Genomic DNA, 25,085 nt, shown 5'->3' with positions numbered 1-25,085 from the left:
AGCAGTAGCAGCTTATGTTGATATTGCCAAACGCCATCAACTAAGCCCAGCACAACTAGCTTTAGCATTTGTGCGGGGTTTGGAGATTGAGCATGAACATCATCTAATTCTTCCAAAATGTCTTTATCGAGAACGACATTGACACTTTCTAGATTCTCTTTGAGTTGTTCTAATGTTGTGGCACCGATAATTGTGCTGGCGACAAACCAACGACTCCGCACAAATGCTAAAGCTAGTTGTGCTGGGCTTAGTTGATGGCGTTTGGCAATATCAACATAAGCTGCTACTGCTTCACTAACTTTTGGTTTAAAGTAGCGCTGGCCAAAATTTTCAAACAAAGAAAATCTTGCTTTTTCTGGTTTACCATTTAGGTATTTACCAGTTAATAAACCAAAGGCTAAAGGACTATAAGCTAGTAAGCCAATATTTTCGTAATAAACTGCTTCTGCAAGGGCGCCATCAAACACACGATTGAGCAAGTTGTAAGCATTTTGAATCGAAACAACTTTGGGTAATCCTAACTGTTTAGCAACATTACTAAATTGGGTAACTCCCCAAGGCGTCTCATTACTCAAACCAAGATAGCGAATTTTTCCAGCTTGAATTACATCAGCGAAAGCTTCGAGTTGCTCAACTATCGGTGTTGATGGTTTTACCTGGGTGGGATCGAATACTGTCTGTCCAAAACGTGGCACATAGCGGTCTGGCCAGTGGATTTGGAACAAATCAATATAGTCTGTCTGCAATCTTTTGAGACTATCATCTACAGCTTGTTTGATATTATCACGGTCAATTGCTTCTGCACCACCACGTAACCATTGAAAGCCGCGACCAGGGCCTGCTATTTTAGTAGCAACAATCAGCTTGTCTCGCTGTTGATGCTTCAACCATTCTCCAATGAACTTTTCAGTTGCACCGTAAGTTTCAGCACTGGCTGGTACTGGGTACATCTCAGCCGCATCAATAAAATTGACTCCTTGGGCAATAGCATAATCTAGCTGTTGGTGGGCTTCTTCAATGGTATTTTGCCGCCCATAGGTCATAGTACCAAGACAAATTTCTGAAACTTTTAGATCACTTTCGCCAAGTTGGTTATACTGCATATTCCGATGTTGTGATTCTGTCGAACTTCAGACGTTAATATTCTTGTGGAAAACACAATTTTTTTTACAATTATCCCTCAGATTATAAATCTGAGGTTACAGGAATAATTTCCTAGAAAAAAAATTACAGCTTGATGTGGCTGATAAATCGATTTACTTAGCAATAGCTTTGATTTACTAAGTGTTCGTATGCTAAGTATTTTCATACAAAGTTCATCTAATGCAAATATTTTGTTTCAAAACAACACAAATCTAGCAAACATTGAGAATAAACTTTATAGCAAAACTAATTGATTTACTAATTCTATAGCAAATCAATTTATTATTTTCATTGCTTGAAGAAGAATTCAGAAGTCAGAATTCAGGATTCAGAATGCAATTAGCGGGGGATTCAGACCCACTACTAATTGTAGACCACCAAATCTAAGATTTGGTGGGGGTCTTAAACCCATTTATTCATCCGCCAGTCGCACAGAATTCAATTTCTTATTCTGGCTCCTGACTCCTGAATTCTGTTTGATAAATTTAGTTCAGAAAAGTAAGCTACTTTGAAGTCATACAAAATATAAAAATGTATCAGAAATTACTTACTTTTTCTGAGTTGATGTGGAATGCTCCTTTTTGATTCACTTAAAACTACGGTAAGTCTATCAGATTAAAGTAATTTTTACCAGAAAGTCTTAAGTTTCTTCAAAATTAGGACTTAATAAATGTTCATGGAGGCTATTTTACTTTGAGTTTCCTAGTGACTGGAAAGGAGGTGTGGAGCGGGAGAGCAGGACAGATAGAAGGAGATGAGAAAGACAAATCCCCAATGCCCAATGCCCCATACCACTTGCTTTTTGAAATTGTCTGTGATAACTTTTGCTAGTAGTTTAACCACGGTTTTCCGAGCGGTTTACCGTTGTTTAAGCAACTGATATCACAGCTAAATGGGCGGTTAATCACGAGAGTACTGGAGTTTATCTCTAGGCTCTCATCCTTATAAGTTAAGGGGTGTAAAAGTTGTTGAATCAGTTTCAAAAGTTCTTACTATTATTGCCACAGCGCTCAGCTGTTGGCATCAATGCTTTATTATTTACCAGTTATTGGCTACTGTTGACAATCTCTGGCTGTGCTTCGACTAACTTGGCTAATTCTGCGAATACTACCGTCACAAATGTAAGTAACCAAACTCAAGAGAAAACCGGTTTGATTCGCCTGGGATTTCAAAAGGGAGGTGCGGTGCCAATTGCTCGTCAAAGAGGTGAGTTAGCAAAGAAACTTGCCGCTCAAAATATTAAAGTTGAATGGGCTGGCCCCTTTGACCGTTGTGCTACTTTACTCCAAGCAATTAATGCTAATCAAGCGGATATCGGTGGGTGTGGAGATATACCTGGTTTATCAGCGATCGCTGCTGGTCAGGAACTTTGTATTGGGGCTGTCCAACGTCCTAGACCTGAATCTTTGGCTAGTGCGATCGTTGTTCGTGGTGACTCTTCTATTCGTAAACCTGCTGATTTAATAGGTAAAAAAGTTGCTGTGAATCAAGCTGGTGCAGGTGAATATTTATTATTAAAAGTATTAGAAAAAGAGAACATTCCTAAAGAGAAAGTTCAGCGTGTCTTCCTTGGCCCAACCGATGCTGCACCCGCCCTTTATCAAGGAACTGTGGATGCTTGGGCAGTTTGGGAACCGTATATATCAGTTGCCGAATTAGAGCATGGTGCTAGGAGAATCACCACAACTCATCCAGCTCCTACCTATGGTGTGATGCTTGTGCGTAATGACACGGCGGCGAAGTCTCCGGAAGCCGTAAAAGCAGCTTTCACAGCTTTAGGTGAAGAGTATGAATGGTTGAATACAAACAAGGAAAAATCATCTGAATTTTTAGTTAAGGAAATCAAAATCTCTCCAGCTGTGGCTAGGCGGGTAACTGAAAATCAAGGGCCACAGGAACTTGTCATCCCCAATGCTGATGATATTGCCAAAATCCAAAAAACAGCTGATTGGATGCTAGAGCAAAAGATTTTGCCGCGCAGGGTAGATGTTGCTGCTGTTGTTTGCCCGACTGCGAGGTAGGGAGTGGGGAACTCGGGGCCCCCTCTAGGGATAAGGGGCGATGGGGAGTAGGGAGTAGAGGAGATGGGGAGATGGGGAGATGGGGGGATGGGGAGAATTACAACTGACAAATGACTAAAGAGGTGTACTGTGCCAATTGAATTTATTGGGATGATTGGAACGCGACAAGTGTCTGAGTTGGATGGGCCGACAGTCTCTATAACTGGTGGTTCGATAGATCCTGCTTATGTCCGCAAGTCTGCACAGGCTCATGAAGATGGCGGTTTTGACCGGGTACTCGTTGGTTATGGCTCAACTGGCCCAGATGGCTTAACAGTGGCTGCGTTTGCGGCGGCTGCAACAGAAAAGTTGAAGTTTTTAATCGCTCACCGCCCTGGCTTTGTGGCTCCTACTCTCTTCGCCCGTAAGGCAGCAACTCTTGATCATTTTACTAATGGTCGGATTGCGGTACATATTATTACAGGTGGTAGTGATGCTGAACAACAACGCGATGGAGACTGGCTCGACCATGATACCCGCTATCGTCGTACTGACGAATATCTTGATATTGTGCGTCGGGTGTGGACTGATGCTACTCCTTTTAATTATGAAGGCGAGTTCTACCGGGTGAAAAATGCTTACTCGGATGTGAAGCCTCTCCAACAACCCCACATACCTATCTACTTTGGAGGCGCTTCTGGTGCAGCGGTACCTGTGGGTGCAAAACATAGTGATGTTTATGCTATGTGGGGAGAACCTATTGCGGCAATTAAGGAACGAATTAGTGAGGTAAAAGCTGCCGCACCACCAGGACGTTCTCCACGGTTCAGTGTGTCGCTACGTCCAATTCTGGGTGATACTGAGGAGAAAGCCTGGGAAAGAGCGCGTTCTATCCTATCTCGGATTAAGGAAATTCGGGCTGCTAAAACAGAAAATCAGCTACCAACAACTCCCTACTTTACTTCTGCACGTCCGCAAGCAGTAGGTTCTCATCGCTTGCTACAGTTTGCCCAAGAAAGTGAAATCTACGATAAGCGGTTGTGGACACCAATTGCTGCTGCTACTGGTGCTTATGGCAATACTACTGCTTTGGTTGGAACCCCAGAACAAGTAGCAGAATCTTTGGTAGATTACTACGAGGCAGGGGTAACAACTCTGTTGATTCGGGGGTTCGACCCATTGGGGGATGCGATCGCCTACGGTCGTGATGTAATTCCCTTAGTACGAGCAGAAGTCCAACGGCGAGAACGACAAGCAACTGTTGTGGCTTAATCAATCTACTCGTAAGGAGTCTAATAAATGACTAAGGTTATGATTCTCGATGTTAACAAACAACCCTTGTACCCAGTACGCATCAGCCATGCCAGGATGCTATTATCACAGGGTAAAGCTGCGGTATTCCAGCGATATCCCTTTACAATTATTCTCAAAGAAGCTCTTTCCCACCCTATGTTTGAGCAACTAAGCTTTAAAATTGCTCCTAGTGCTGTTGTGACTACGGGTAAGAAAACTAATACTAATTTGATTCACTTCCCCCAACGAGGAAGAGGAAGATAAATGACACACACCATCCTGGAACCACTACCGGAAGACCAATGGTTTATTGATAGTCAACAACTACGTTCTTTTGTAGCAACAGTGCGGGAAATTAGCGCCAGCACCATAGAAAACCGCATGCAGACCCTAGCTACATTGGAACCCTATTTTCAACAGTTGCTGCAACAGCAAGAATGGTTAAGCGAAAAATTCATGCAAGTCAATCCGGATAGCAGGATGGGTGGTGGTATAGGTCAATGGCTGCTTTATCGCGCACTCGACCGTTCTTTAACTGTATTTAGCTTGGTAATTCCTCCCGGTTCAACAACTCCTGTCCATGACCATCTGGCTTGGGGTTTAATTGGTTTATACAAAGGCAACCAGCAAGAGACTGTCTATCGCCGTGTAGATAGCGGTGATGCAGAAGGATATGCAGAATTAGAAGTAGTTGAAGAGCGATCGCTCCAACCAGGTGATATCTACCGTTTGTTACCTCCAACTGGAGATATTCACGCTGTCAAAACTATATCCGAGACGGCATCTGTATCTATCCATGTGTTGGGTAATGATACTGGCTGTATCTGGCGTCACCAGTTCATCCCTGAATACAAGAGCGTCAAATCGTTTCGTTCTGGTTATTCCAATGCTCCTTGCAAAGAGGAAGAAGAAAAAGAATATGCCTAAATACAATAGACCCCAACCTCCAGTATTTGAGCGAGTTGAAGATGAACGCCTACACCGCAAGCAACGCCTAGCTGCGGCTTTTCGATTATTTGGCAAGTTCGGGTTCAGCGAAGGAACAGCAGGTCATATCACAGCTCGCGATCCTGAGTTTACAGACCATTTCTGGGTAAATCCATTTGGAATGTACTTTGGTCATATTCGTGTTTCTGACCTGATATTAGTTAACACAGAAGGCGATGTGGTTAAAGGTGATGCTGCTGTGAATCGCGCTGCCTTCACTATCCATTCCCAACTTCACGAAGCTAGACCTGATATAGTAGCTGCGGCACATGCTCACTCAGTATACGGTAAAGCTTGGTCTAGTTTGGGTCGCCTGCTTGACCCGCTAACTCAGGATTCCTGTTCTTTCTATGAAGATCATGCCTTGTTTGATGATTATACAGGTGTTGTTTTAGATACCTCTGAAGGCAAGCGACTAGCGGAACACTTGGGTAATAAAAAAGCAATCATCCTGAAAAATCACGGCATCCTCACCGTAGGGCACACAGTAGATGAGGCTGCTTGGTGGTACATTACTTTAGAGCGATCGTGCCAAGCCCAACTTTTGGCTGAAGCTGCCGGCAGACCCCATATCATTAAACATGAAACGGCACGTTTAGCACAAACTCAAGTGGGATCACATGCAAGTGGGTGGTTCAGCTTTCAGCCACTCTACGAAAGAATTGTGCGCGAAGAACCCGATTTACTTGATTAGGGGACTGGGGATTGGGTACTGGGGATTAGGGACTAGGGACTGGGGACTAGTATTTTTACTCAGCAACGCCAGGTGCTATAACGGAGGGAACCTACCCTTCTCCTAACGGAGACGCTGCGCGAACGGGAACGCTTTCAGCGAACGGGTTCGGCAATTCCTCCAGTTGGGGAGACCCTAAGACCGGACTGCCTCACCGCAACGCACTGGCTCCTCAGCATTTTGCTATGAGATTCAAAGTAAAAAATAATTTTTTGGCTTTTCTATGACTAGTATTTAGTTATATACTACGATAAATATATAGATTTTTAGTATTTTAAACAGTCAAAAAAATTATCTCAATGATCAGCTTATTTTTTCGCCGCTTATTCTCGAAGTGGATGTTTTTGCTGAAATCCACTTATCTGCAATTGAGAAACAGACAGAAATCTTTCTTATTTTTACCAATTACAGGGGCTTTTATTACAGGCTTTTGTCTAAGCTTCCTATTCGCAGCTTGTTCATCACCATCAACAGTTAACTCTGCTGATTCAAATACTCAGTCAGTTAGTAATTCTGCTCCTGCTAAAGCAAATTTATTACGATTTGGCTATCAAAAATCTAATATTCTGATCAAAGCTAAGGGTGTACTAGAAAAGCGTTTGTCTCCAGAAGGAGTATCTGTAAATTGGATTGAATTTCCTGCGGGGCCGCAACTACTAGAAGCAATGAATGTAGGTAGTATAGACGTTGGGCATGTAGGAGAATCACCACCAATATTTGCTCAAGCAGCAGGAGCATCATTAACTTATATAGCAGGAATTGCTGCTAGTCCTGCTGGTTCAGCAATTCTTGTTCCTCAAAATTCCTCAATCAAACAATTGAGTGACCTCAAAGGCAAAAAAATTGCTTTTCAAAAAGGTTCTAGCGCTCATTTATTGTTAGTTAAAGCATTAGAAAAAGCAGGATTGCAATATAGTGAAATTCAACCTATATATTTAGCACCGGCTGATGCCCGTGCGGCATTTGTCAAAAGCAGTGTTGACGCTTGGGTAATTTGGGATCCCTTTTATGCAGCAGCACAAGAAGCAACAAATGCTAGAGTGCTTATTGATGGTACAGGAATTAATAAACAGGGTGGCTATTATTTAGGAAGCCGCAAGTTTGTGACTGAAAATCCAACAATTGTGAAAGCAGTTTTAGAAGAAATACAAAACTTGGAAGAATGGTCTAAACAGCATCGTGAAGAAGTAGCACAAACTCTATCGCCTGTATTAGGAATTGATATTGAAACCCTGAGAAAGGCAACTAATCGGCGGACTTTTGGTATTGTGCCAATTGACGATAACCTGATAAATTTACAACAAGAGGTTGCTGATACCTATTATCAACTAAAATTGATTCCCAAACAGGTTAACGTTAAAGAAGCAGTATTGACAAAAGAACAATATGCTGCATTTTCACCCAAAATTTAAAGTGATTTTGATGACTGAATGACTAATGACTGATGACGGTGTACTCATATCTGCGTTTTAGTAGGGGTAAAAAATATTGAATTGTTCTCCCCTTGTTTGACTTTATCTTTGATACTTCACACTTACTATGACTCATCCCACAGAACTACTGCGATCGCGCTATGGTGAAATTCCCTTCAATGCAGAAATTGCATGGAATGAATCTTTAACAACGTTGCTGTCTCACCGTTCCATCCGTGCTTATCTATCTGACCCTTTACCACCAGGAACCCTGGAATTGCTAGTTGCTGCGGCTCAATCTGCATCTACTTCTTCAAATCTGCAAACATGGAGTGTAGTAGCGGTAGAAGATCCACTGCGGAAAGAAGAGTTATCAAAGCTAGCAGGAAATCAAGCACATATCAGGCAAGCTCCCTTATTCTTGGTTTGGTTAGCAGATTTAGCTCGTATAGCTCACGTTGCTGATAGTCGTGGCATATCTCATGATGCTTTAGAATACTTGGAAATGTTTGTGATGGCAACCGTTGATGCCACCTTGGCGGCGCAAAATGCTGCGGTAGCCGCTGAGTCTCTGGGGTTGGGAACAGTATATATCGGAGGCATTCGCAACAAGCCGGAAGAGGTAGCAAGGGTAATTAATTTGCCTAGCTCTGTGTATGCTGTATTTGGGTTGTGTGTAGGCTATCCTAATCCAGAAGTGGCGGCTGCGGTGAAGCCACGTTTACCCCAGTCTGCGGTGGTGCACCGCGAAACATATAAACTAGCAGACCAAGATGATGCGATCGCTCACTACAACAACATCATCAAAGAGTTCTATACTGAACAAAAGATGAATGTTCCTGGCGATTGGTCAGAACACTCAGCCCAAAGGATTGCAACTGTAGAATCATTGAGAGGACGCGATCGCTTGCGTGAAGCCCTCAATAATCTCGGCTTTCAATTGCGTTAAAATTACAAGGCAAAAATTATGGATTTGCAACTCACTGGCAAAGTAGCCTTAGTCACAGCTGCTAGTAAAGGTCTAGGCAAAGCTACAGCACGGCAATTTGCCCGTGAGGGTGCAAAAGTTGCTATCTGCGCCCGTAGTGAATTAGTTGACAAAGCTGCTGCGGAGATAGAAAACGAAACAGGCACAGAAGTATTGGCAGTGCGTGCAGATGTCACTCAACAAGCAGATATTGAACGGGTGATTAATGCTACTGTGGAAAAATTTGGTGGCTTGGATATCCTCGTCACCAATGCCGGTGGCCCCCCTGCTGGCACTTTTGATGACACTGATTTAGCAGCTTGGGAAGCCGCAGTTAATTTAAATTTGCTGAGTGCAGTTCGGTTGATTCAGTACGCCTTACCTCACTTACGGCAATCTACAGCATCGGCAATTCTGACTATCACCTCAACCTCAACCAAACAACCAGTTAAAAATCTCGTCTTGTCGAACTCAATTCGACTCGCAGTCATTGGTTTAACGAAAACCCTCAGTCAAGAATTAGGTAGCGATCAAATTCGTGTCAACAGCATTTTACCAGGTTGGACATACACAGAACGAGTAGAAGAATTAATCACCGCTCGAACTGCCAAAAGTGGTCAGACAAAAGCAGCAGAAATCGCCAGTGTCAATGCAGCAATTCCTTTAGGGCGTATGGGGACACCAGAAGAATTTGCTAATGTGGCTGTATTTTTATGTTCTCCAACCGCATCATTTGTAAATGGAGTCATGCTGCAAGTAGATGGTGGACTCAACTCAGGAACCTTTTGAACAGCAATTGTGATACAACCTTAATGAATTTTTAGGCGTTGGTGAAATTTAGAAATTAAGTAAGCAAATGTACGCCTAAATTGGAAATTATCTCATTGATGATTGTCATTAGTTATTAGTCATTAGACATTTGTATTTACAAAGGACTAATGACTAATGACTAAGAACGGCTACATAAAGTGATTGTGCAAATTAATGTGAGTTCGATGAACCTCTCCCCAACCCCTCTCCGACGCGGAGAGGTGGCTCTAACATCCTCGATAAAGAACGAAAAATCAAGCTTTTAAAGCCTCTGACGCCACATGCTTCAACGCGGGGAACCCGCGCAACGCAGTGGCTCCTCCTTTCAGGGGAGAGGAATGGAAGCGGGGTTTTTCAAATCTGTCGAATTCACGTTAAATTAAATGTGTTTGACAGTCATCAATCATCAGTCAACACAATTAGATATGCAACACTAAATGTCGGACAGCTGACTCAATTACTAAATGAAATTATTTGTTTTTGTTCTTGTTTTTGTGACTTTGCCGTCCTGCTTCAGCGTGTTGCTCTCGTGTACCACCTTGGGTACCCTTTTCTTCAGTATCGTCATCATCACTGTCATCTTGTTTTTGACTGCCACGGTGAGAATGTTTGCCACCCTCACGACCGATTTCAGCCATATGTTCTCTATCTTGACTTACAGTCTCGCCACCCTTTTTACCTGCTTCACGAGCTTCTTCAGGTGTAAATTCATGGGCAGTACCTTTTTCGTGAGCAGCATGTCCACCCTTGCTAGCAATTTCACGCTGCTTATCTTCATCCATAGAAGCGAAGCCACGGTTGCTTGTATCTGACATAATGTTACTCCTTGTAACTAACTAAACCTTTGGTATTTTTTAATTTGCAAAAACCTTGCTTGGTTTTTCATTGATACTGTTCATTCACGTTCTCAATTTAGCTACTCAAATGAGTGCATTCATGGCCCTTTAGGAAGAATATTCCAGGCTGGGCCTTAACTTCAGACATATAACTTTTAAGCTAGTGTGTAAAAATACCTGCTTCAAGGAGAAAGGAAATTTTTGTACAATCACAGAAGGATGTGTTTAATTAAAGCTTTGTCTACACAACTAAAAAAAACACTGCAAAATATCAAATAATCGAACTCAAGTATTGACATATTATAAAAATAAATATTCACTCACCTGTTTACATTGACAATAAAAATCAATCAACAGTATAGAAACAGGATCTCACCATTTGGACTTTAGCTAGTAGACTTGTTAATTTAGTTTTGAAAAGCTCATCATCTACATCAGTGAGGATAAATTACCATCAAGATTGGATTACCTTAAAGCAAACTTATGTACATAGTTTGTTGACCTTGGCGGCTAAATAATATTTATGTCTTGTACATGTTGATTGTTGCGATCGCCAAGATCAACTCTAAATACTTAGAAAAGCTAACTTTGATCAGATATCTGTCAAAAACTTGGTTTGAATCTGCTATTATAGCAGATTTATAATATTTTCTTACATTGTTATGATTCATTAAGGCCCTTTCCGTTCAAGCCTTTCCACAGGATAGCCACTAATTTGGATTCTCTGCAATTAATTCACAATTCCCAAACTTTCTTAATATTAAATTGTCTCAAAACGAGTTCATAGCGGCTAGTAGTCTGCCAAGCCAAAAATGCACTTGTGGAGGTTGGGTAAAGGTTAAAGGGAAAAGGGTAAGGGACAAAAACCTTTCCCCTTTACCCCGCCAAGTTGCCTTGGCGTACTACTAGGTGACAACACAGCAAGAAATATTTTGACAAGCCCTTGATTATTGAGAGTTGTGTGTGATAGATTTTCTCTACATTACAAAATACGGTAATTCGATAGATTTATCGTATTAAATTGAATATCATACTAGTTGTAGAGATTTGGAGTTAAGAAGGCCGATGTAAACTAACAGCATTACATCATAGACCACCGAATCTAGAAACTCATCTCCAAGCCAGGACATTGTGTATGAGCAAAATACGTGCTGTGATTGTTGACCCCAATGTGCCAGGCCGTTTGGCACTGAGTGAAGTGGCTGCACCAAAGCCTGCTTTGGATGAAGCTTTAGTACGGGTGGAAGCAATTTCTCTCAATCGGGGAGAAGTGAAACGTTCAACCTCAGCAGAGGCTGGTTGGCAGCCTGGTTGGGACTTGGCTGGCATAGTAGAAACCCCTGCTGCTGACGGCTCTGGCGCTCCTTGGGGAGCGCGGGTAGTCGGCTTGCGCCGTGCGGGTGCTTGGGCAGAACTGGTCTCAGTTTCTACCAACGCTCTAGCAGAATTACCGCCATCAGTATCGTTTGCTCAAGCTGCTACATTACCAGTGGCGGGTCTAACCGCCTACCATGCTGTGCTTAAAGGTGGTTCTGTTTTGGGTCGCCCAGTTCTAGTTACAGGTGCATCAGGAGGCGTTGGTTACTTTGCTATTCAGTTGGCAAGGTTATCAGGAGCGCAGGTGACAGCACACATTCGTCAACCTGGCTATAAGACTTTAGTCACAGAAGCAGGGGCGCGATCGCTAGTAATAGGTGAAGACCTTTCACCGGCAAAAGAGTACGGCCCTTATCATTTGATTGTGGAGTCAGTGGGTGGTAAAACCCTAGGAATAGCCCTCAGCTTACTGGCACAAGATGGAAAAGCAGTGTTGTATGGAGTTTCTGGAGGCGCAGAAGTCACATTTAATGCTGCCGAATTCTTCGGGACTGGTGGTGTGAGCTTGTATGGTTTACGCCTATTCGATGAGCTGAGATTTGAATCAGCCGCAATCGGTCTGAAACGGCTTTTAACTTTAGTAGAAGCAGGCCAGTTGCGTCCTCATATTGATGTGGAAGCATCTTGGACACAAATAGCTGATGTGGCACAACAGTTGCTCGACAGACGCTTTCCTGGTAAAGCTGTATTGCACATTTCAAACTGAGCATGAGCAGCAGTGAAGACTTTTGGCTGAAACTAGAGCAGCTTGTAGCTACTAGTAATGTCAAGATCAATCGCCCGCGAGGAACATCACATCCACGGTATCCAAGCTTTGTTTATCCCTTGGATTATGGATATTTGCAAGACACTAAAGCAGGAGATGGAGCAGGTATTGATGTTTGGATAGGAAGTTTGTCTGGTAAAACGGTGACTGCCGTCATTTGTACTATTGATTTAGAAAAGCGGGATACAGAAATCAAGATACTTTTGGGTTGCACATCTGATGAAACTCAAACCATCCTGAAAATTCATAATACAGGCTCTCAATCAGCAACATTATTGCTTTGCAACCACAACTGAATTAGCTAAAAACATCCAAATTGCATAATCACTTTATCTGTTCATGCATTGTTATTGGTACTTACAAATGACCAATGACCAATAACAAATGACAGTCTTAACAAGATACATTTTTGAGTCAAACTGTATATGAGCTTAGAACTAAACCTATCAGGCAAAAGTGCCATTGTCACAGGAGGAAGTGCGGGGATTGGGTTAGCGATCGCTAAAGCCCTCTATAGTGAAGGTGTGAATGTAGCGATCGCAGCTCGCAACCCAGAACGATTAGAAAATGCAATCAGTGCCATTCAGTCGCTACCCACCCCAGGAGCAAAAGTCATTTCCATCAGTGCCGACCTCACTCAAGCAGCAGATGTTGAGAAAGTCGTTGAAACAACTCTGACCCAGTTTGGTCAAATTGATATTTTGATCAATAACGCCGGTTCAGCCCGTGCAGGGTCATTCCTCGAACTGAGCGATGATGTATTGTTGGATGCTTGGAACTTAAAACTATTGGGCTATATTCGCTTAGTCAGAGCTGTTGTACCCCATCAAAAAAATCGAGGTGATGGACGCATTGTCAACATCATCGGCGGTGCAGGACGCACACCTCGCCCTGGCTTCGTTCCTGGTGGTACAACTAATGCCGCGCTAATCAACTTTACCAGAGGAATTTCTAAAGAGTTAGCCCAGTACAATATTCGCATTAATGCCATTTCACCTGGTGCTACTGCCACAGAGCGAGCCGAACGCCTAGCAGAGCAAAATGCCCAAGCACATGGCATCACTGTAGAACAAGCAAAAGCAGAAACCATTCAAGGCATACCTTTAAAGAGAATCGCCAAGCCAGAAGAAATTGCATCCCTAGCTCTATTTTTAGTTTCTGACCTTGCAGCTTCCATTACAGGAGCAGAAATTCTCGTGGATGGTGGCTCTACGCCTGGTGTTTAACAAGGTAGCAGGCAGAGGAGATGGGAGAGATGAGGGGGATGAGGAGGATGAAGGAGAATAGACTTCTTGCATAAATCTTTTTTTGTTTCACGCAAAGTCGCAAAGACGCAAAGAAAAGAATGCTAAGAACGACTTTTGCAAGAGGTCTAATAACCAATTGCCAATTCCCCATTCCCAATGCCCCATGCCCAATTCCCCATTCCCAATTCCCTTTAATAACAAACTTTTCAGGAGAAACAAACACATGAGTTCCCAATACTTTGACATCAAACCAGTTGCCGGACGCATTGGTGCTGAAATCATTGGCGTTAATCTGAGTAATCATCTCAGCGACGAAATCATCAGTGATATCCGCAAAGTTTTAGTGCAATATAAGGTAATTTTCTTCCGTGGTCAGGAACAGCTTGATGCTAACGGACAAGTTGCTTTTGCTCGTAGATTTGGTGAAGTGACAACAGCACACCCCACTGTACCATCACTTCCAGACCACCCAGAAGTCCTCGATTTAAATTACGGCAAAACTACTTCCCGTGCCAACAGTTGGCACACCGATGTAACATTTGTAGACCGCCCGCCGCTTGGTTCTATCTTGCGGGCGCTGGTGATTCCCCCCGCAGGAGGCGATACTATTTGGGCTAACTCTGTAACTGCGTACCAGGATTTACCAAACTATCTACGTAACCTTGCGGATGAACTTTGGGCAGTGCATAGCAACGCCTATGACTATGCAACAGGTTTTGACCTTCCAGAAGATGTGAAAGCTTACCGAGCTGTTTTCACCTCGACCGTGTACGAGACTCTTCATCCAGTTGTGCGGGTTCATCCTGAAACTGGCGAACGTGGGCTATTCATTGGTGGTTTTGTTCGTCAATTCCGAGGTCTATCAACAACTGAATCAGACGATATTTTAAGACTATTGCAGGCTTATGTAACCCGGCCTGAAAACACAGTTCGCTGGCGTTGGCAAGTTGGTGACGTGGCATTCTGGGATAACCGCGCTACTCAACATTATGCGATCGCTGATTACGGCGACCAACCCCGCCATGTTCAACGAGTCACAATCGTTGGTGACATCCCAGTAAGCATTGATGGTAAACAAAGTCAAGCCATTAAGGGAGACTCTTCTGCATACAACCGACGCGAGGCTGTTGCAGTTTAGAGATTGGAGAAGAAAGCAGGGGAGCAGAGGAGCAGGGAGAGCGAAGAAGTAACAATTAACAATTCTCTTTCCCCCCAGCCTCCCCCAGATCAACACGACGCAGAGTTATCTTGGTGGACTACTAGAAGTTCGCCAACCCTTGCATTACTACTATTTAAAATGTAGAGCAACTAGCAGGAGATTGCTGCCAATTGGGTGTGCTGGCTTGACTAGGAGCAATGAGGATTACCTCGCCTCTATTGTTGATTACCCACCTTTGAGCTTCTACAATTGGCTCCATCCTTGTATGAGTATTGGAAGTTGAAGAGGTATCTAATTTATCGGTTCGTTGCAGTTGAGTAGTGACTGGTGAAGTGAGTTCAATCCAATCAACTAGTGCCTCTTCTGAAGTTAAAACTTGACTGGGGTCTAATGGCAAGCCACTGCGTCCAGTGATCACGAACCTACTGCCTGCGCTCTTTTGGCAAGCATTTTGAGTAATCAGGGAACTAGGATCGACAAAATTCTCTGGTAACGGAGTTAACCCTCGGCTGGGGTCAACATCAGGAGTGTTAATTAGTACCGTACCATTCAACTGGGAACTAACACCTGTGGCTGTAATATCACTGTCTGGAGTTTGTGTATTACGGAACTGCGTGCCAAATATACCTTGTGTACTAATTTTAATTTGACCTCCACGGAAGTCACGGGAATTAGCACTAATATCACTGTTCTCTTGGGGAACGGCGATGATGAAGCCACCTTGATTATTAATGGTAATATTGCCGCCAGGGATATTGTCTCCTTGAGCGTTGGTAGTAATACTACTACCGCGACGCAATACTAAAGAAGGTGTATTGATGAAAATATCTCCGCCTCCACCTGTAGTGTCAGCACTAATTTTGGCTTTGTTATCTAGCAAAATAGAGTTAGCTGACATGATTAATGAGCCTGCTGTGCCTGACTCTGTACTGTTTACCGTCACTTGTGCTTCATCTTGCACAGTGATTTTTCCTGTTTCTAAAATCAAGTTACCACCTGCACCAGAACCTGTAGTTTCAGCAGAGACAAGAGAACCATTACCACTGAGAATAATAGAATCAGGTGCAGATATTTTGAGTGTGCCTCCTTTACCGCTACCGGATGTCGATGCTGATGCAGTTGACGCACCTTGAAAATTAACTGTTAAGGTCTGGCTGTTTTCATCAGGCTGAATAGTTAAGTTTCCTCCTGGTGCTGCACCTGTTGTTCCTGCTTCTAAGGAGCTACTTTCTGTGAGGTTCAATTGTGTAGTGCGGATGTGAAGATTGCCACCATGAGCTGTGGGATTGGTAGAGTTGGTAGCAGCAGAGATACGTATTCCATCAGCAATATTGAGTTTTTTGGTAGTCAGCAGCACATCACCAGCTTGTCCACTAGCATCAGCTTCGGCGGTGGCTGTCAAAGTACCATTGCCTTTGAGAGTAATAGACTCAGGGGCAGCAAAAGTGAGACTCCCTCCTTGACCAAGACTAGCAGTGGATGCAGATATCTGCGCTCCATCCAAAAGATTAATTGTTAAAGTTTGTTTGCTATCAAAAGGCTGGAAAACTATTTTTCCTGCATTAGCTGAACTATTGGTCTGGGCAAATAAACCAGTCTGAGAGCCAGATAAGACAATTTCTGAGACATTCAATCTCATGTCTCCTGCTTGACCACCAGCAGATGTAGATGTCCGCAGTTGCCCACCATTCAAAGCATTTAATGTGTTGGCATTGACTATGATGTTGCCACCACGAGAATTAGTCTGGGTTTGAGCATCTAAAACTGCGGCATCAGCGATGCTGAGACTATTAGTGGTAATACTAATATCTCCACCCGACCCAATATTGTCGCCTGTAGTTCCTAAAAATTCATTGCTACCGCCACTACCTGAGAGTATTCCACTGCCAGCACCCAACAGACTGACTGCATCAGCAATTATCTGTATATCTCCGGCTTTACCTGCTCCTAAAGTCTGGGTTTGCACAATTCCCCTATTTGAGAGGGAAAGAGAACTGGTTTTTAACTGGATGTTGCCGCTATTTCCCCTTGCTCCCCCTGCCACGCCACTTAAAATTGAGCCATTGTTCACTGAAATAGAATCATTTGCTTGAATGGCAATGTTACCTGCATTGCCACTTTGTCCAAAGGTAGTTGTAGCGATCGCTGCTCCATCTTTAATGATTAGTCTGTCTGTTTCAAATGTCAAGTTACCAGCACTACCAGTAGAACCTACAGTTGTTTGTGCAAACACACCGCTAGGAAATAAAGTGCCTTCAGGAGGTTCCCCAATAGTACCCGTAGGAATAAAGCCACCAAGATAGGTTCCAGGGGGAATACCGCTAGCATTATCAAAAACAAAATCGGAAAAAATTCCTCCAGGTATTAGCTCACTTGTACCACTGAGTTCTATACTATCGGCAGCTACGAGCCTGATATCTCCACCTTGTCCACTACTATGGGTGTTAGCTGATATTTGGGCGCTATTCGTCAGACTAATAGATGGTGCAGTAATGCTAATATCTCCTGCTTTGCCAGAACCAAAGGTATCACTGAAAATGATGCTATTGTCCATCACGAAAGGTGCATTACTCTTGAGTGTGATATTTCCTGAACCTAATCTTCCGGTAGAGTTTATAGAACGAATTTTGATGATATTGACCGCATTCAGGCTAACTGAACCACCATTTCCAGCACTTTGGGTCGAAGAATATGATGTAGAAAGTAAATCATTAGCAGTGATGTTGCCATTTAAGCTTTCGATACTAATTTCTCCCCCATTTCCGGCTGTGCTAGTAGAACCAGAGGAGACAGAAAAGGAATTGACACGATTGATGTTGATGTCTTGAAATGCAAAGAGATTAATCTTTCCCCCTATTTTGGCTGTACTAGTGGAGCCAGAGGAGTAAGAAGAAGAGTTGAAATCGGAAGTATTAATATTTCCATCGGTAGTAGAAAGGGTAATTGCTCCTCCATTTCCTGCTGTGCTAGTAGAACCAGAGGAGGTAGAAGAAGAGTTGAAATCGGAAGTATTAATATCTCCATCGGTAGTAAAAAGTGTAATTTCTCCCCCATTTCCGGCTGTGCTACTAGTAGAGCCTGTGGAAGTAGAAGAAGATTTCACAGAGAAAGTGTTAATATCTCCATCGGTAGTAGAAAGTGTAATTGCTCCCCCATTTCCGCCTGTGCTAGTAGAACCAGAGGAGGTAGAAGAAGAGTTGAAATCGGAAGTATTAATATCTCCATCGGTAGTAGAAAGTGTAATTGCTCCCCCATTTCCGCCTGTGCTACTAGTAGAGCTAAAAGAGTAAGAAGAAGAGTTCAAAGAGGAAGTGTTAATACCACCCCTGGCAGCAGAAAGTGTAATTGCTCCCCCATTTCCGCCTGTGCTACTATTAAAGCCTGTGGAGATAGAATAAGAGTTCACAAATAAAGTGTTAATATCTCCACCGACAGCAGAAAGTGTAATTGCTCCCCCATTTCCGGCTGTGCTATTAGTAAAGCTTGAGGCGTAAGAAAATGACCTGAAATTATTAGTATTAATATCTCCATCGGTAGTAGAAAGTGTAATTGCTCCCCCATTTCCTGCTTTGCTATAACTAGAAGAGAAATAAGCAAAAGAAGAAGAGTCAAAATCGGCAGAGTTAATATCGCCACCGACAGTAGAAAGTGTAATTGCTCCTCCATTTCCTGTGGTGTTGGTAGAGCCAACAGCATAAGACAAAGACTTCAAATTGTTAATATTAATAGATCCACCAAAAGCAGAAAGTGTAATTGCTCCTCCATCTCTTGCCATGCCATCACCAGAAGAGAAATAAGCAGAAGAAGAAGAGTCGAAATCACCAGAGTTAATATCTCCACCGACGGCAGAAAGTGTAATTGCCCCTCCATTTCCGGCATTACCAGAGTCGGAGTGATAAGAAGAGAGAAAACTACCAAAGTCTGCGCGAGAGAAAGAAAACAAATTGCCAGTATTAATGCTACCTTTTCCTGCTTCCAGGATAATATCGCCACCGTTTCCGGTATTGCCAGAGCTTGAGTATGAGTGGGAGTATAAATCACCAGTGCTAATACCGCCGTTTTGGGCAGTAATTTTAATTGCACCGCCATTAGCATTATTGATTTGACCGAAAAAAGTATAAAAAATTCCAGGACTTACTTCTATAGAATAATAAGGGCTTTGTGTTTCCCCATTCGTACTTATTCTTTGAGTATTGACGTTTCCTGATGCTGCTAACAGGTCAACTGTTCCCCCAATATCATTAAATGGCTGTACAGTAACATTTCCACCTAATGTAATTCCTGTAGGGACAAGACTAGAGCTAGACAAAAAGGCTGAATCAGAATTTATATTTCCGTAAGCTAGAGTACTCTGCCCCGATCGCATAATTAATGCTGGAGTGGTGCTGAGTTTGGTGGTGTCTGCGTCACTTGGCAAATTACTATTATTCGGTTGGGTAATATTAATATCTCCAAGCCAGCGAATGTTACCTTTAGCTTCTACTAAAAGCGATGCTCCTGTATAGTTAGCAGCGACATCAACATCACTGTTGGAACTAATAATTGGGCCATGAAGGCTGACTAAGTTGGCTAATTCTCCTGACAAACTCTCAAGGGAAAAACTACCGCCACTACTAAAACGCCCATCTCCAGAAATTACACCATCACTGATGAGGCGCAAGTTTCCCCCACTCACAAACGATGCTGGTACTGGAGAATTTAAGGCTACTATATCAATGCCGCGATCGCCTTGAATTGTTAGATTTCTACCTGCTTGCGCTTTAAATGGAGATTGCACATGATCTCGCACCTGTACTGTAGTTTGACCTTGAATTGTCAAATCTCTGCCGGCTACTAACTGTCCTTGTAAATCAAGTTTGTCAGCTACTAAAGTCAAGTCTTGCTGGGTAACTAAATTGCCAGCATTAGTAATTGTTGCTTTTGGTTGACTGACTCCATACTGTAATCCTGGAGTGAGATTAATTGTCAGTAGCTGCTGTGATTGAGGATTAGTAATACTGAATTCACTACCATCAGGAAACTTAAGACTGCTGGCGGTACTGGCAACAAACGAACCACCAATACTCAATTGGGCATTTTCTGAAAAAATAATCCCGTTGGGATTGAGTAAAAACAGATTAGCTGTGCCATTAGCTTTGATTAATCCATCAATTTTTGAGATTGAACTACCCGTCACTCGACTAATAATGTTTTGGACATCCGCAGCATTATTAAAATAGGCTGTGCTGTCCTTGAGTACGGAAAAGTCGGTAAAACTGTGAAAAAGGTTACTTCCTGCTTTTGTGCCGCCCGTAATATTTGTAATATTATTTACTGTATTGATCTGGGTTTTCTCTGTTAGTGTGCTATCTGGGGTGATTTGAGATATGGCCTTGTTTGCATACAGTGTTGTTGCACACACAACAGTAATTCTTAGGACTGGCGGCCAGATCGAATACATAATATTGCCCAAACACTCCTGTTTCTTGGACTATTCATTATACCGCGACTTGACAAAGTATTTACTACAGCATTGTAGTGTAGTCAGTAACATGGCAATAACTAGCAATTTTCTTGCTCTGAAGATAATACATCTACAACAGGTAAAGGTAGTGAGTGATAAAAGGAATGAGGAAGATGAGGAGGATGTTACTTTCTTACGTCTTGATACTCTTTTTGAAGCAACTTAGTATCACTAAGCTAGACTCTTAAACAGAATACTGTAGTCTAGCTTCACCAAAAAGGACGATCGCGCTTTCTCATGAAACTCTTCTATACAGAAAAATCTCAATACGCACGCATAGTACGGGTTGCAATCATTGAACTCAATTTAGCCGACCGAGTGGAACTGCAAAAAGTCACTTTGCGTGATTCCACTAGCGAATTACTCAATTACAATCCCACAGGTAAAGTGCCAACTCTGGCGACTGATGACGGATTTATCTTGAGTGAAGCGCGGATCATCGTCACTTATCTCAATCGCTTAAATCCTGAGATCAAAATTGTCGCTGACGATGCTGATGTCTTTTCCCAGCAGCTTGAAGGGATAACAACTGCATTTATCGATGGTCTTGGTACCTGGTTACGAGAGCTAATATTGCGTACAGAAAGTGAGCGCTCACAAAAGATAATTGAGTTCGAGCGATCGCGTGCTTTGCGAATCTTGGACTACTTCGAGAAGATTTCCGAAAAACTTGACCAAACTCCTAAGCTGGCTCATATTACCCTCGCTTCTACACTAGCCTTAGAAGTTCGTCTGCCTGATTTCCAATGGCGGCAGAATTATCCTCAAGTTGCTCAATGGTATGATGAATTTTCTGGGCGACCTTCCCTGCAAGCGACGAAACTAGAGCCTTAAAAACTCAAACCTTGTCCGGTCTGTCAGTCCAGTGGTTTTAGCAATACAATCAGGTTTAAAAAAACCTTTAGCGCGTGTTAGGCATCCTCACGGTTCTTCTATCCTCCTTTGTTTTGGCGTTTCACAACGTGACTGTACGAGTTTTGTTTTCAGAACATATCGTACTAAGTTTATTTTTACTTGGTGGATACGTAAAACCGGATTTGCAAAATTCATTCTTGCTGATGTTTATGCGAATGCTGCTAGTGGTTCCACTTATGGCATCTCTAGCATTTAAGCTATATCCATCTGCTTTTAAAGAATTGCGAGAGTTGTTTAGACGCGATCGCTTTGATGTTCTCATCCAAGCGTTTGGCTGTGGGGTGCTGATGTTTGTGTATATTGCCTCACTCTACATCGCTATTGGCTTGATTTCCACTGGAATTGCTATAACTCTTTTCTTTACCTATCCGGTGTTTACGGCGCTGCTTGCTTGGAGGTTTTTTGGCGATCGCCCCACACTCTACCGCTGGCTAGTGATGGGTATTATTTTCATAGGTAGCGTCCTCACCATTCCTCAATCTTCAGCTACCTACAGCAGTCATGCTATTGCTATAGGCATTTTTGCAAGTATAGGTGCGGGGATCGTTTACGCCTTCTATTGTGTCATCGCCCAAAAATGTTTGCAAAAATTCCATCCAATTCCTTTCACCTGGATCAGTTTTGCCTCTACTCTGCTGCTTTCCGGCGTTAGCTTATTGTTCTGGCCGCCTCCTAATATCCAACTTGATTGGACACCTATATGGATTGGCAGTATTTTTTCGGGTTTGATCAGTTTTATCGGACATACTCTAAACAATTTGGGGATTCGGATGATTGGCGCAACTACCGCTTCTATCATCGGTTCTAGCAGCCCAGCATTGACAGCGTTAGTCGCATGGGCAACAATTAGCGAAACTTTAAACGTAGTTCAAAGCCTAGGAATTGGTATTGTCACATTCGGGATCGCATTGTTAAGTGGAGAAAGCTTTGTGCATAGACGTACCCCTTCGTAGATATATAGCAGGGGACTGGGTGAAAAGTCTTTTTGTGTCTAGGTTTTATTAACTGTTGATGTCCTCACTACCAAGGCTTGTGCTATAAGTCAAATGACTACTGACTACTGACTAATGACTATTGACCAATGACAAATTTATCTATTGGTATCGTACTGTTCCCAAATCTGACACAGTTAGATTTCACAGGCCCTTATGAAGTCTTTGCTAGATTCCCAAACACGCAATTATATCTGCTGGCGGAGACTCTAGAACCTATTAAGAGCGATCGCGGATTGACTTTTCTACCCGACACGACATTTGATCAGTCTCCACCTTTAGATGTGTTATTTGTACCAGGAGGGATAGGTATTAACGCGAAGCTGGAAGATAGGAAATTTCTCGACTTTCTGCAAACTCAGGGAGAAAAAGCCCGTTATGTGACATCAGTTTGCACAGGTTCTTTGCTGCTGGCGGCGGCTGGTTTACTCCAAGGCTATCGCGCCACTACTCACTGGCTTTATCTAGATTTGCTGGAATTACTGGGAGTTGAGGTAGTCAACCAAAGGGTTGTCATTGACCGCGATCGCATTACAGGCTCTGGTGTAACATCAGGAATTGACTTTGGGCTAGTTTTAGCTGCGGAATTATTCACAGAAGCGATCGCCCAATCTATTCAACTACAAATAGAATACAATCCCCAACCTCCCTTTGAAAGTGGTTCTTCCCAAACTGCACCGGAGGCTATTGTCAACAGCGTTCAAGCTGCTAGCAAAAATAATCTAGATAACCGTTTACAAATCATCCAAAAAATAATACAACCAGGCAGAAGTTAACAGTTGTAAAGGATAAAACACCAAAAAATTTATCTAATAACTTTTTGACAATCCAAAATCGTATAACTCTTGTTTAATGAACTCGCAAACAAATTCAGATCATGCTTCCTTCCAATATCAGAAAAGCTCAAGAATCAGATGCAAAAGCGATCGCTCAAATTCTCCGAGAATTGGGTTGGTTTGCATGGGTGAATTCAACGCCTATTGAGAAAACCATCACGCAAATTCAGCAGCACATTGCTCAGTGTTATGCAGATGATAGTCATTCGGTCTATGTAGCTGAAAATGCTGAAAGCGAGGTAATCGGATACGTTACAGTTCATTGGCTACCCTGTCCGTTTCTTCCCCAACTGCAAGCTTATGTATCCGAGTTATTCATCCTACAGGCTAATCGTGGTCAGGGTGTCGGCAAAACCCTGTTAGCAGCTGTCATCAATGAGGCGAAAATCCGAAAATGTTCAGTGCTGATGTTGCTGAACCACAAACAGCGAGAATCCTATCAACGAGAGTTTTATCGCAAACAAGGCTGGATCGAACGTGAAACTGTTGCCAACTTTATTTACCCATTAAATGCAGATGCGCGATCGCCATAATTTTTCATTAGATTTTGACTTAGCCTGCTCAAACATCTTCCACACCTGAACATGATTGATCCCCACCCTTTAAGTAGTGAGATGGGGGGCTTTGGGGGCAATGGGGGGATGAGGGAGATAGGGAAGATAGGGGAGATGGGGGAACTAACACCAATAATTCCTGACTACTGACTACTGACCACTGACAACTGACAACTAACAACTGACCATTGACTCCCATCAAAGTTTTATGATGTAGAGGGTAGAGTTACCCAATAATTTGAATACCAGGAAAGATCATCGATAGGAGTCAGGTTTCAATCTATGGATGCAATGGAGTTTTTTCAACTCAGTACTGGCAAGTGGCGATCGCAACGAACCACACACCACCTAGCTTTCAAACGCGCTGAAAGAGGTGAATCTGAAATTGAGATCCAGGCTTTGAGTGCTGATGATCCGAAAATCATAGAGATTTGCCAACTCCATGAGTTTGACCCTAGAAGCGCGATCGGTGGAGCTTTTGTGTCTTGGCACGGTTCGATGGGATGGGATAAAGAAGACGAAAATCATACAGGTTCGACAGTTTTTGCACTGCTGCCGGATACTAGTGATGGTAGACAGGGAACACTGCTGCGAGAGCGCGGCTACGCCGAAATTGTTCCTGTAGCGGGTCGTTATCACATGGATGATGAGGATGGCTTGGTTCTGACAACTGACTACGATACCATGAGTTCGATAGAGCGATTCTGGTTTGTTAGCCCCAGTGTGCGGATGCGGACTAGTACTTTAAAACGCTTCGGTGGGTTTAGTACCGCCACATTCTGTACAGAATTTCGGATAGCAGATGCTCAAGGCGTTTCCTTTAATTCAGATGTCGCTGATTTTTCAAATTTGACCCCCGATCAGATTGAGAAAGTTATTGAACCCACAAAATCGTTTTCCTTCTTTGGCTAATCAATTAGCGATCGCAACCAGCACCGATCCATTTACTCGCGGGTTAGATTATTTGTATCGTACTCGCAGCTTGGCTCTAGAGCCAGACATAGTAGATCTGGTGTACGACCCAGACAAGCGCATTCCTATCTGCACTTGGATTGGCAATCATATTGATGCCGTGAACGCTCAACTTAATGCCTGTCTTCAGGCGTGCCACAACTGTTTTCACCCTTGGGAGCAATGTGCAATTCAGATATTTGCAGCTCCCTTGGCCAATTCCTTTAGGATTGATGGTCTTTGTAATCTGCAAACAGACCCAATTACTATTCTGATTGATGTGGGACGAGTGATTCCAGAAGATTGGCAGTTGTTGGTGATCCATGAATATGCTCATGCTCATGCTGGTTCACCTGGACATCATCAGAAATTTGCTAAATCCCTAGCTCACCTATGCTTGGGATTTGCGATCGTGCCTCCTGAGTTTCAACCTGGTATGGAAGTTAGCTTGCGGTCTTATCCCAACTGCCGCCCGACCCAAGATCCACTGGCGTTTTGGCGAGGACTGGGTAATGGGTAATGGGTAATGGGTAATGGGTAATGGGTAGTGGGCCAGATGTAATGACTAATAGTAGAATCCAATCCCCAATCCCCAATCCCCAAT

Annotated in this window: 21 protein-coding genes; 18 read left to right on the top strand and 3 right to left on the bottom strand. The window is 43.1% G+C overall.

Annotated elements, in window-relative coordinates:
* On the bottom strand, positions 1–1,103 hold a 1,103-nt coding region (locus I8748_RS34440), incomplete at its 3' end, for an NADP(H)-dependent aldo-keto reductase (protein ID WP_198128964.1).
* Positions 1,104–2,108: 1,005 nt separating this feature from the next.
* On the opposite strand from I8748_RS34440, the gene I8748_RS34435 reads away from it, so the two are divergent.
* From I8748_RS34435 to I8748_RS34400, 8 genes are all read left to right on the top strand, one after another.
* A complete protein-coding gene (locus I8748_RS34435) occupies positions 2,109–3,164 on the top strand; it encodes an aliphatic sulfonate ABC transporter substrate-binding protein (RefSeq protein ID WP_225896638.1) in 1,056 nt (351 codons plus the stop codon).
* A 129-nt stretch (positions 3,165–3,293) separates the two neighbouring features.
* Entirely contained in the window at positions 3,294–4,415 is a 1,122-nt protein-coding gene (locus I8748_RS34430; protein ID WP_198128963.1) for an LLM class flavin-dependent oxidoreductase, read from the top strand.
* Between the two features lie 27 nt (positions 4,416–4,442).
* A complete protein-coding gene (locus I8748_RS34425) occupies positions 4,443–4,700 on the top strand; it encodes an RRXRR domain-containing protein (RefSeq protein WP_198128962.1) in 258 nt (85 codons plus the stop codon).
* Positions 4,701–5,363 (top strand): cysteine dioxygenase family protein, encoded by a 663-nt coding sequence (locus I8748_RS34420; protein WP_198128961.1) that lies wholly within the window; start codon positions 4,701–4,703, stop codon positions 5,361–5,363. It abuts the gene before it with no gap.
* Positions 5,356–6,117, top strand: a complete 762-nt coding sequence (locus I8748_RS34415) for a class II aldolase/adducin family protein (protein ID WP_263977124.1) — start codon at positions 5,356–5,358, stop codon at positions 6,115–6,117. Before I8748_RS34420 ends, I8748_RS34415 begins: the two co-directional genes overlap by 8 nt.
* A 338-nt stretch (positions 6,118–6,455) precedes the next feature.
* Complete coding sequence (locus tag I8748_RS34410) at positions 6,456–7,568, top strand: sulfonate ABC transporter substrate-binding protein (protein WP_198128959.1); 1,113 nt, start codon at positions 6,456–6,458, stop codon at positions 7,566–7,568.
* A 127-nt stretch (positions 7,569–7,695) separates the two neighbouring features.
* Positions 7,696–8,517: an NADPH-dependent oxidoreductase gene (locus I8748_RS34405; RefSeq protein ID WP_198128958.1), complete on the top strand. Its 822-nt coding sequence runs from the start codon at positions 7,696–7,698 to the stop codon at positions 8,515–8,517.
* Positions 8,518–8,535: 18 nt separating this feature from the next.
* Positions 8,536–9,324 (top strand): SDR family oxidoreductase, encoded by a 789-nt coding sequence (locus tag I8748_RS34400; protein WP_198128957.1) that lies wholly within the window; start codon positions 8,536–8,538, stop codon positions 9,322–9,324.
* A 491-nt stretch (positions 9,325–9,815) separates the two neighbouring features.
* On the opposite strand, the gene I8748_RS34395 is transcribed toward I8748_RS34400, so the two are convergent.
* Positions 9,816–10,160, bottom strand: a complete 345-nt coding sequence (locus I8748_RS34395) for a KGG domain-containing protein (RefSeq protein WP_198128956.1) — start codon at positions 10,158–10,160, stop codon at positions 9,816–9,818.
* Between the two features lie 1,156 nt (positions 10,161–11,316).
* Between I8748_RS34395 and I8748_RS34390 the strand changes: the two genes are divergently transcribed.
* The 4 genes from I8748_RS34390 to I8748_RS34375 all read left to right on the top strand — a co-directional run bounded on the left by I8748_RS34390 (position 11,317) and on the right by I8748_RS34375 (position 14,709).
* Positions 11,317–12,264: a zinc-binding dehydrogenase gene (locus I8748_RS34390; protein ID WP_198128955.1), complete on the top strand. Its 948-nt coding sequence runs from the start codon at positions 11,317–11,319 to the stop codon at positions 12,262–12,264.
* A gap of 2 nt (positions 12,265–12,266) precedes the next feature.
* The gene (locus I8748_RS34385) at positions 12,267–12,620 is read left to right on the top strand and encodes a hypothetical protein (protein ID WP_198128954.1); all 354 of its coding nucleotides are present in this window, start codon (positions 12,267–12,269) and stop codon (positions 12,618–12,620) included.
* A 129-nt stretch (positions 12,621–12,749) separates the two neighbouring features.
* Positions 12,750–13,550, top strand: coding sequence for an SDR family oxidoreductase (locus tag I8748_RS34380; RefSeq protein ID WP_198128953.1), 801 nt, complete (start codon positions 12,750–12,752; stop codon positions 13,548–13,550).
* A gap of 244 nt (positions 13,551–13,794) precedes the next feature.
* Entirely contained in the window at positions 13,795–14,709 is a 915-nt protein-coding gene (locus I8748_RS34375; RefSeq protein ID WP_198128952.1) for a TauD/TfdA dioxygenase family protein, read from the top strand.
* 154 nt (positions 14,710–14,863) lie between these two features.
* Here I8748_RS34375 and I8748_RS34370 read toward each other — a convergent pair whose 3' ends face one another.
* The gene (locus I8748_RS34370) at positions 14,864–20,170 is read right to left on the bottom strand and encodes a two-partner secretion domain-containing protein (protein WP_198128951.1); all 5,307 of its coding nucleotides are present in this window, start codon (positions 20,168–20,170) and stop codon (positions 14,864–14,866) included.
* 300 nt (positions 20,171–20,470) lie between these two features.
* Here I8748_RS34370 and I8748_RS34365 point away from each other — a divergent pair, with 300 nt between their 5' ends.
* From I8748_RS34365 to I8748_RS34340, 6 genes are all read left to right on the top strand, one after another.
* A complete protein-coding gene (locus tag I8748_RS34365; RefSeq protein WP_198128950.1) occupies positions 20,471–21,067 on the top strand; it encodes a glutathione S-transferase family protein in 597 nt (198 codons plus the stop codon).
* Between the two features lie 74 nt (positions 21,068–21,141).
* The gene (locus I8748_RS36185; RefSeq protein WP_198128949.1) at positions 21,142–22,101 is read left to right on the top strand and encodes a DMT family transporter; all 960 of its coding nucleotides are present in this window, start codon (positions 21,142–21,144) and stop codon (positions 22,099–22,101) included.
* A gap of 128 nt (positions 22,102–22,229) precedes the next feature.
* The gene (locus I8748_RS34355; protein WP_198128948.1) at positions 22,230–22,916 is read left to right on the top strand and encodes a DJ-1/PfpI family protein; all 687 of its coding nucleotides are present in this window, start codon (positions 22,230–22,232) and stop codon (positions 22,914–22,916) included.
* Positions 22,917–23,017: 101 nt separating this feature from the next.
* Positions 23,018–23,509 (top strand): GNAT family N-acetyltransferase, encoded by a 492-nt coding sequence (locus I8748_RS34350; protein WP_198128947.1) that lies wholly within the window; start codon positions 23,018–23,020, stop codon positions 23,507–23,509.
* 303 nt (positions 23,510–23,812) lie between these two features.
* The gene (locus tag I8748_RS34345; RefSeq protein ID WP_198128946.1) at positions 23,813–24,442 is read left to right on the top strand and encodes a phycobiliprotein lyase; all 630 of its coding nucleotides are present in this window, start codon (positions 23,813–23,815) and stop codon (positions 24,440–24,442) included.
* Positions 24,435–25,001 (top strand): hypothetical protein, encoded by a 567-nt coding sequence (locus I8748_RS34340; RefSeq protein WP_198128945.1) that lies wholly within the window; start codon positions 24,435–24,437, stop codon positions 24,999–25,001. Before I8748_RS34345 ends, I8748_RS34340 begins: the two co-directional genes overlap by 8 nt.
* The last annotated feature ends 84 nt before the right edge of the window (positions 25,002–25,085 follow it).

The sequence above is a fragment of the Amazonocrinis nigriterrae CENA67 genome (assembly GCF_016056305.1).
GTDB lineage: Bacteria > Cyanobacteriota > Cyanobacteriia > Cyanobacteriales > Nostocaceae > Amazonocrinis > Amazonocrinis nigriterrae.
Note: the sequence above shows the minus strand (reverse complement) of the source record. Positions and strands in the feature narration are given on the sequence as shown.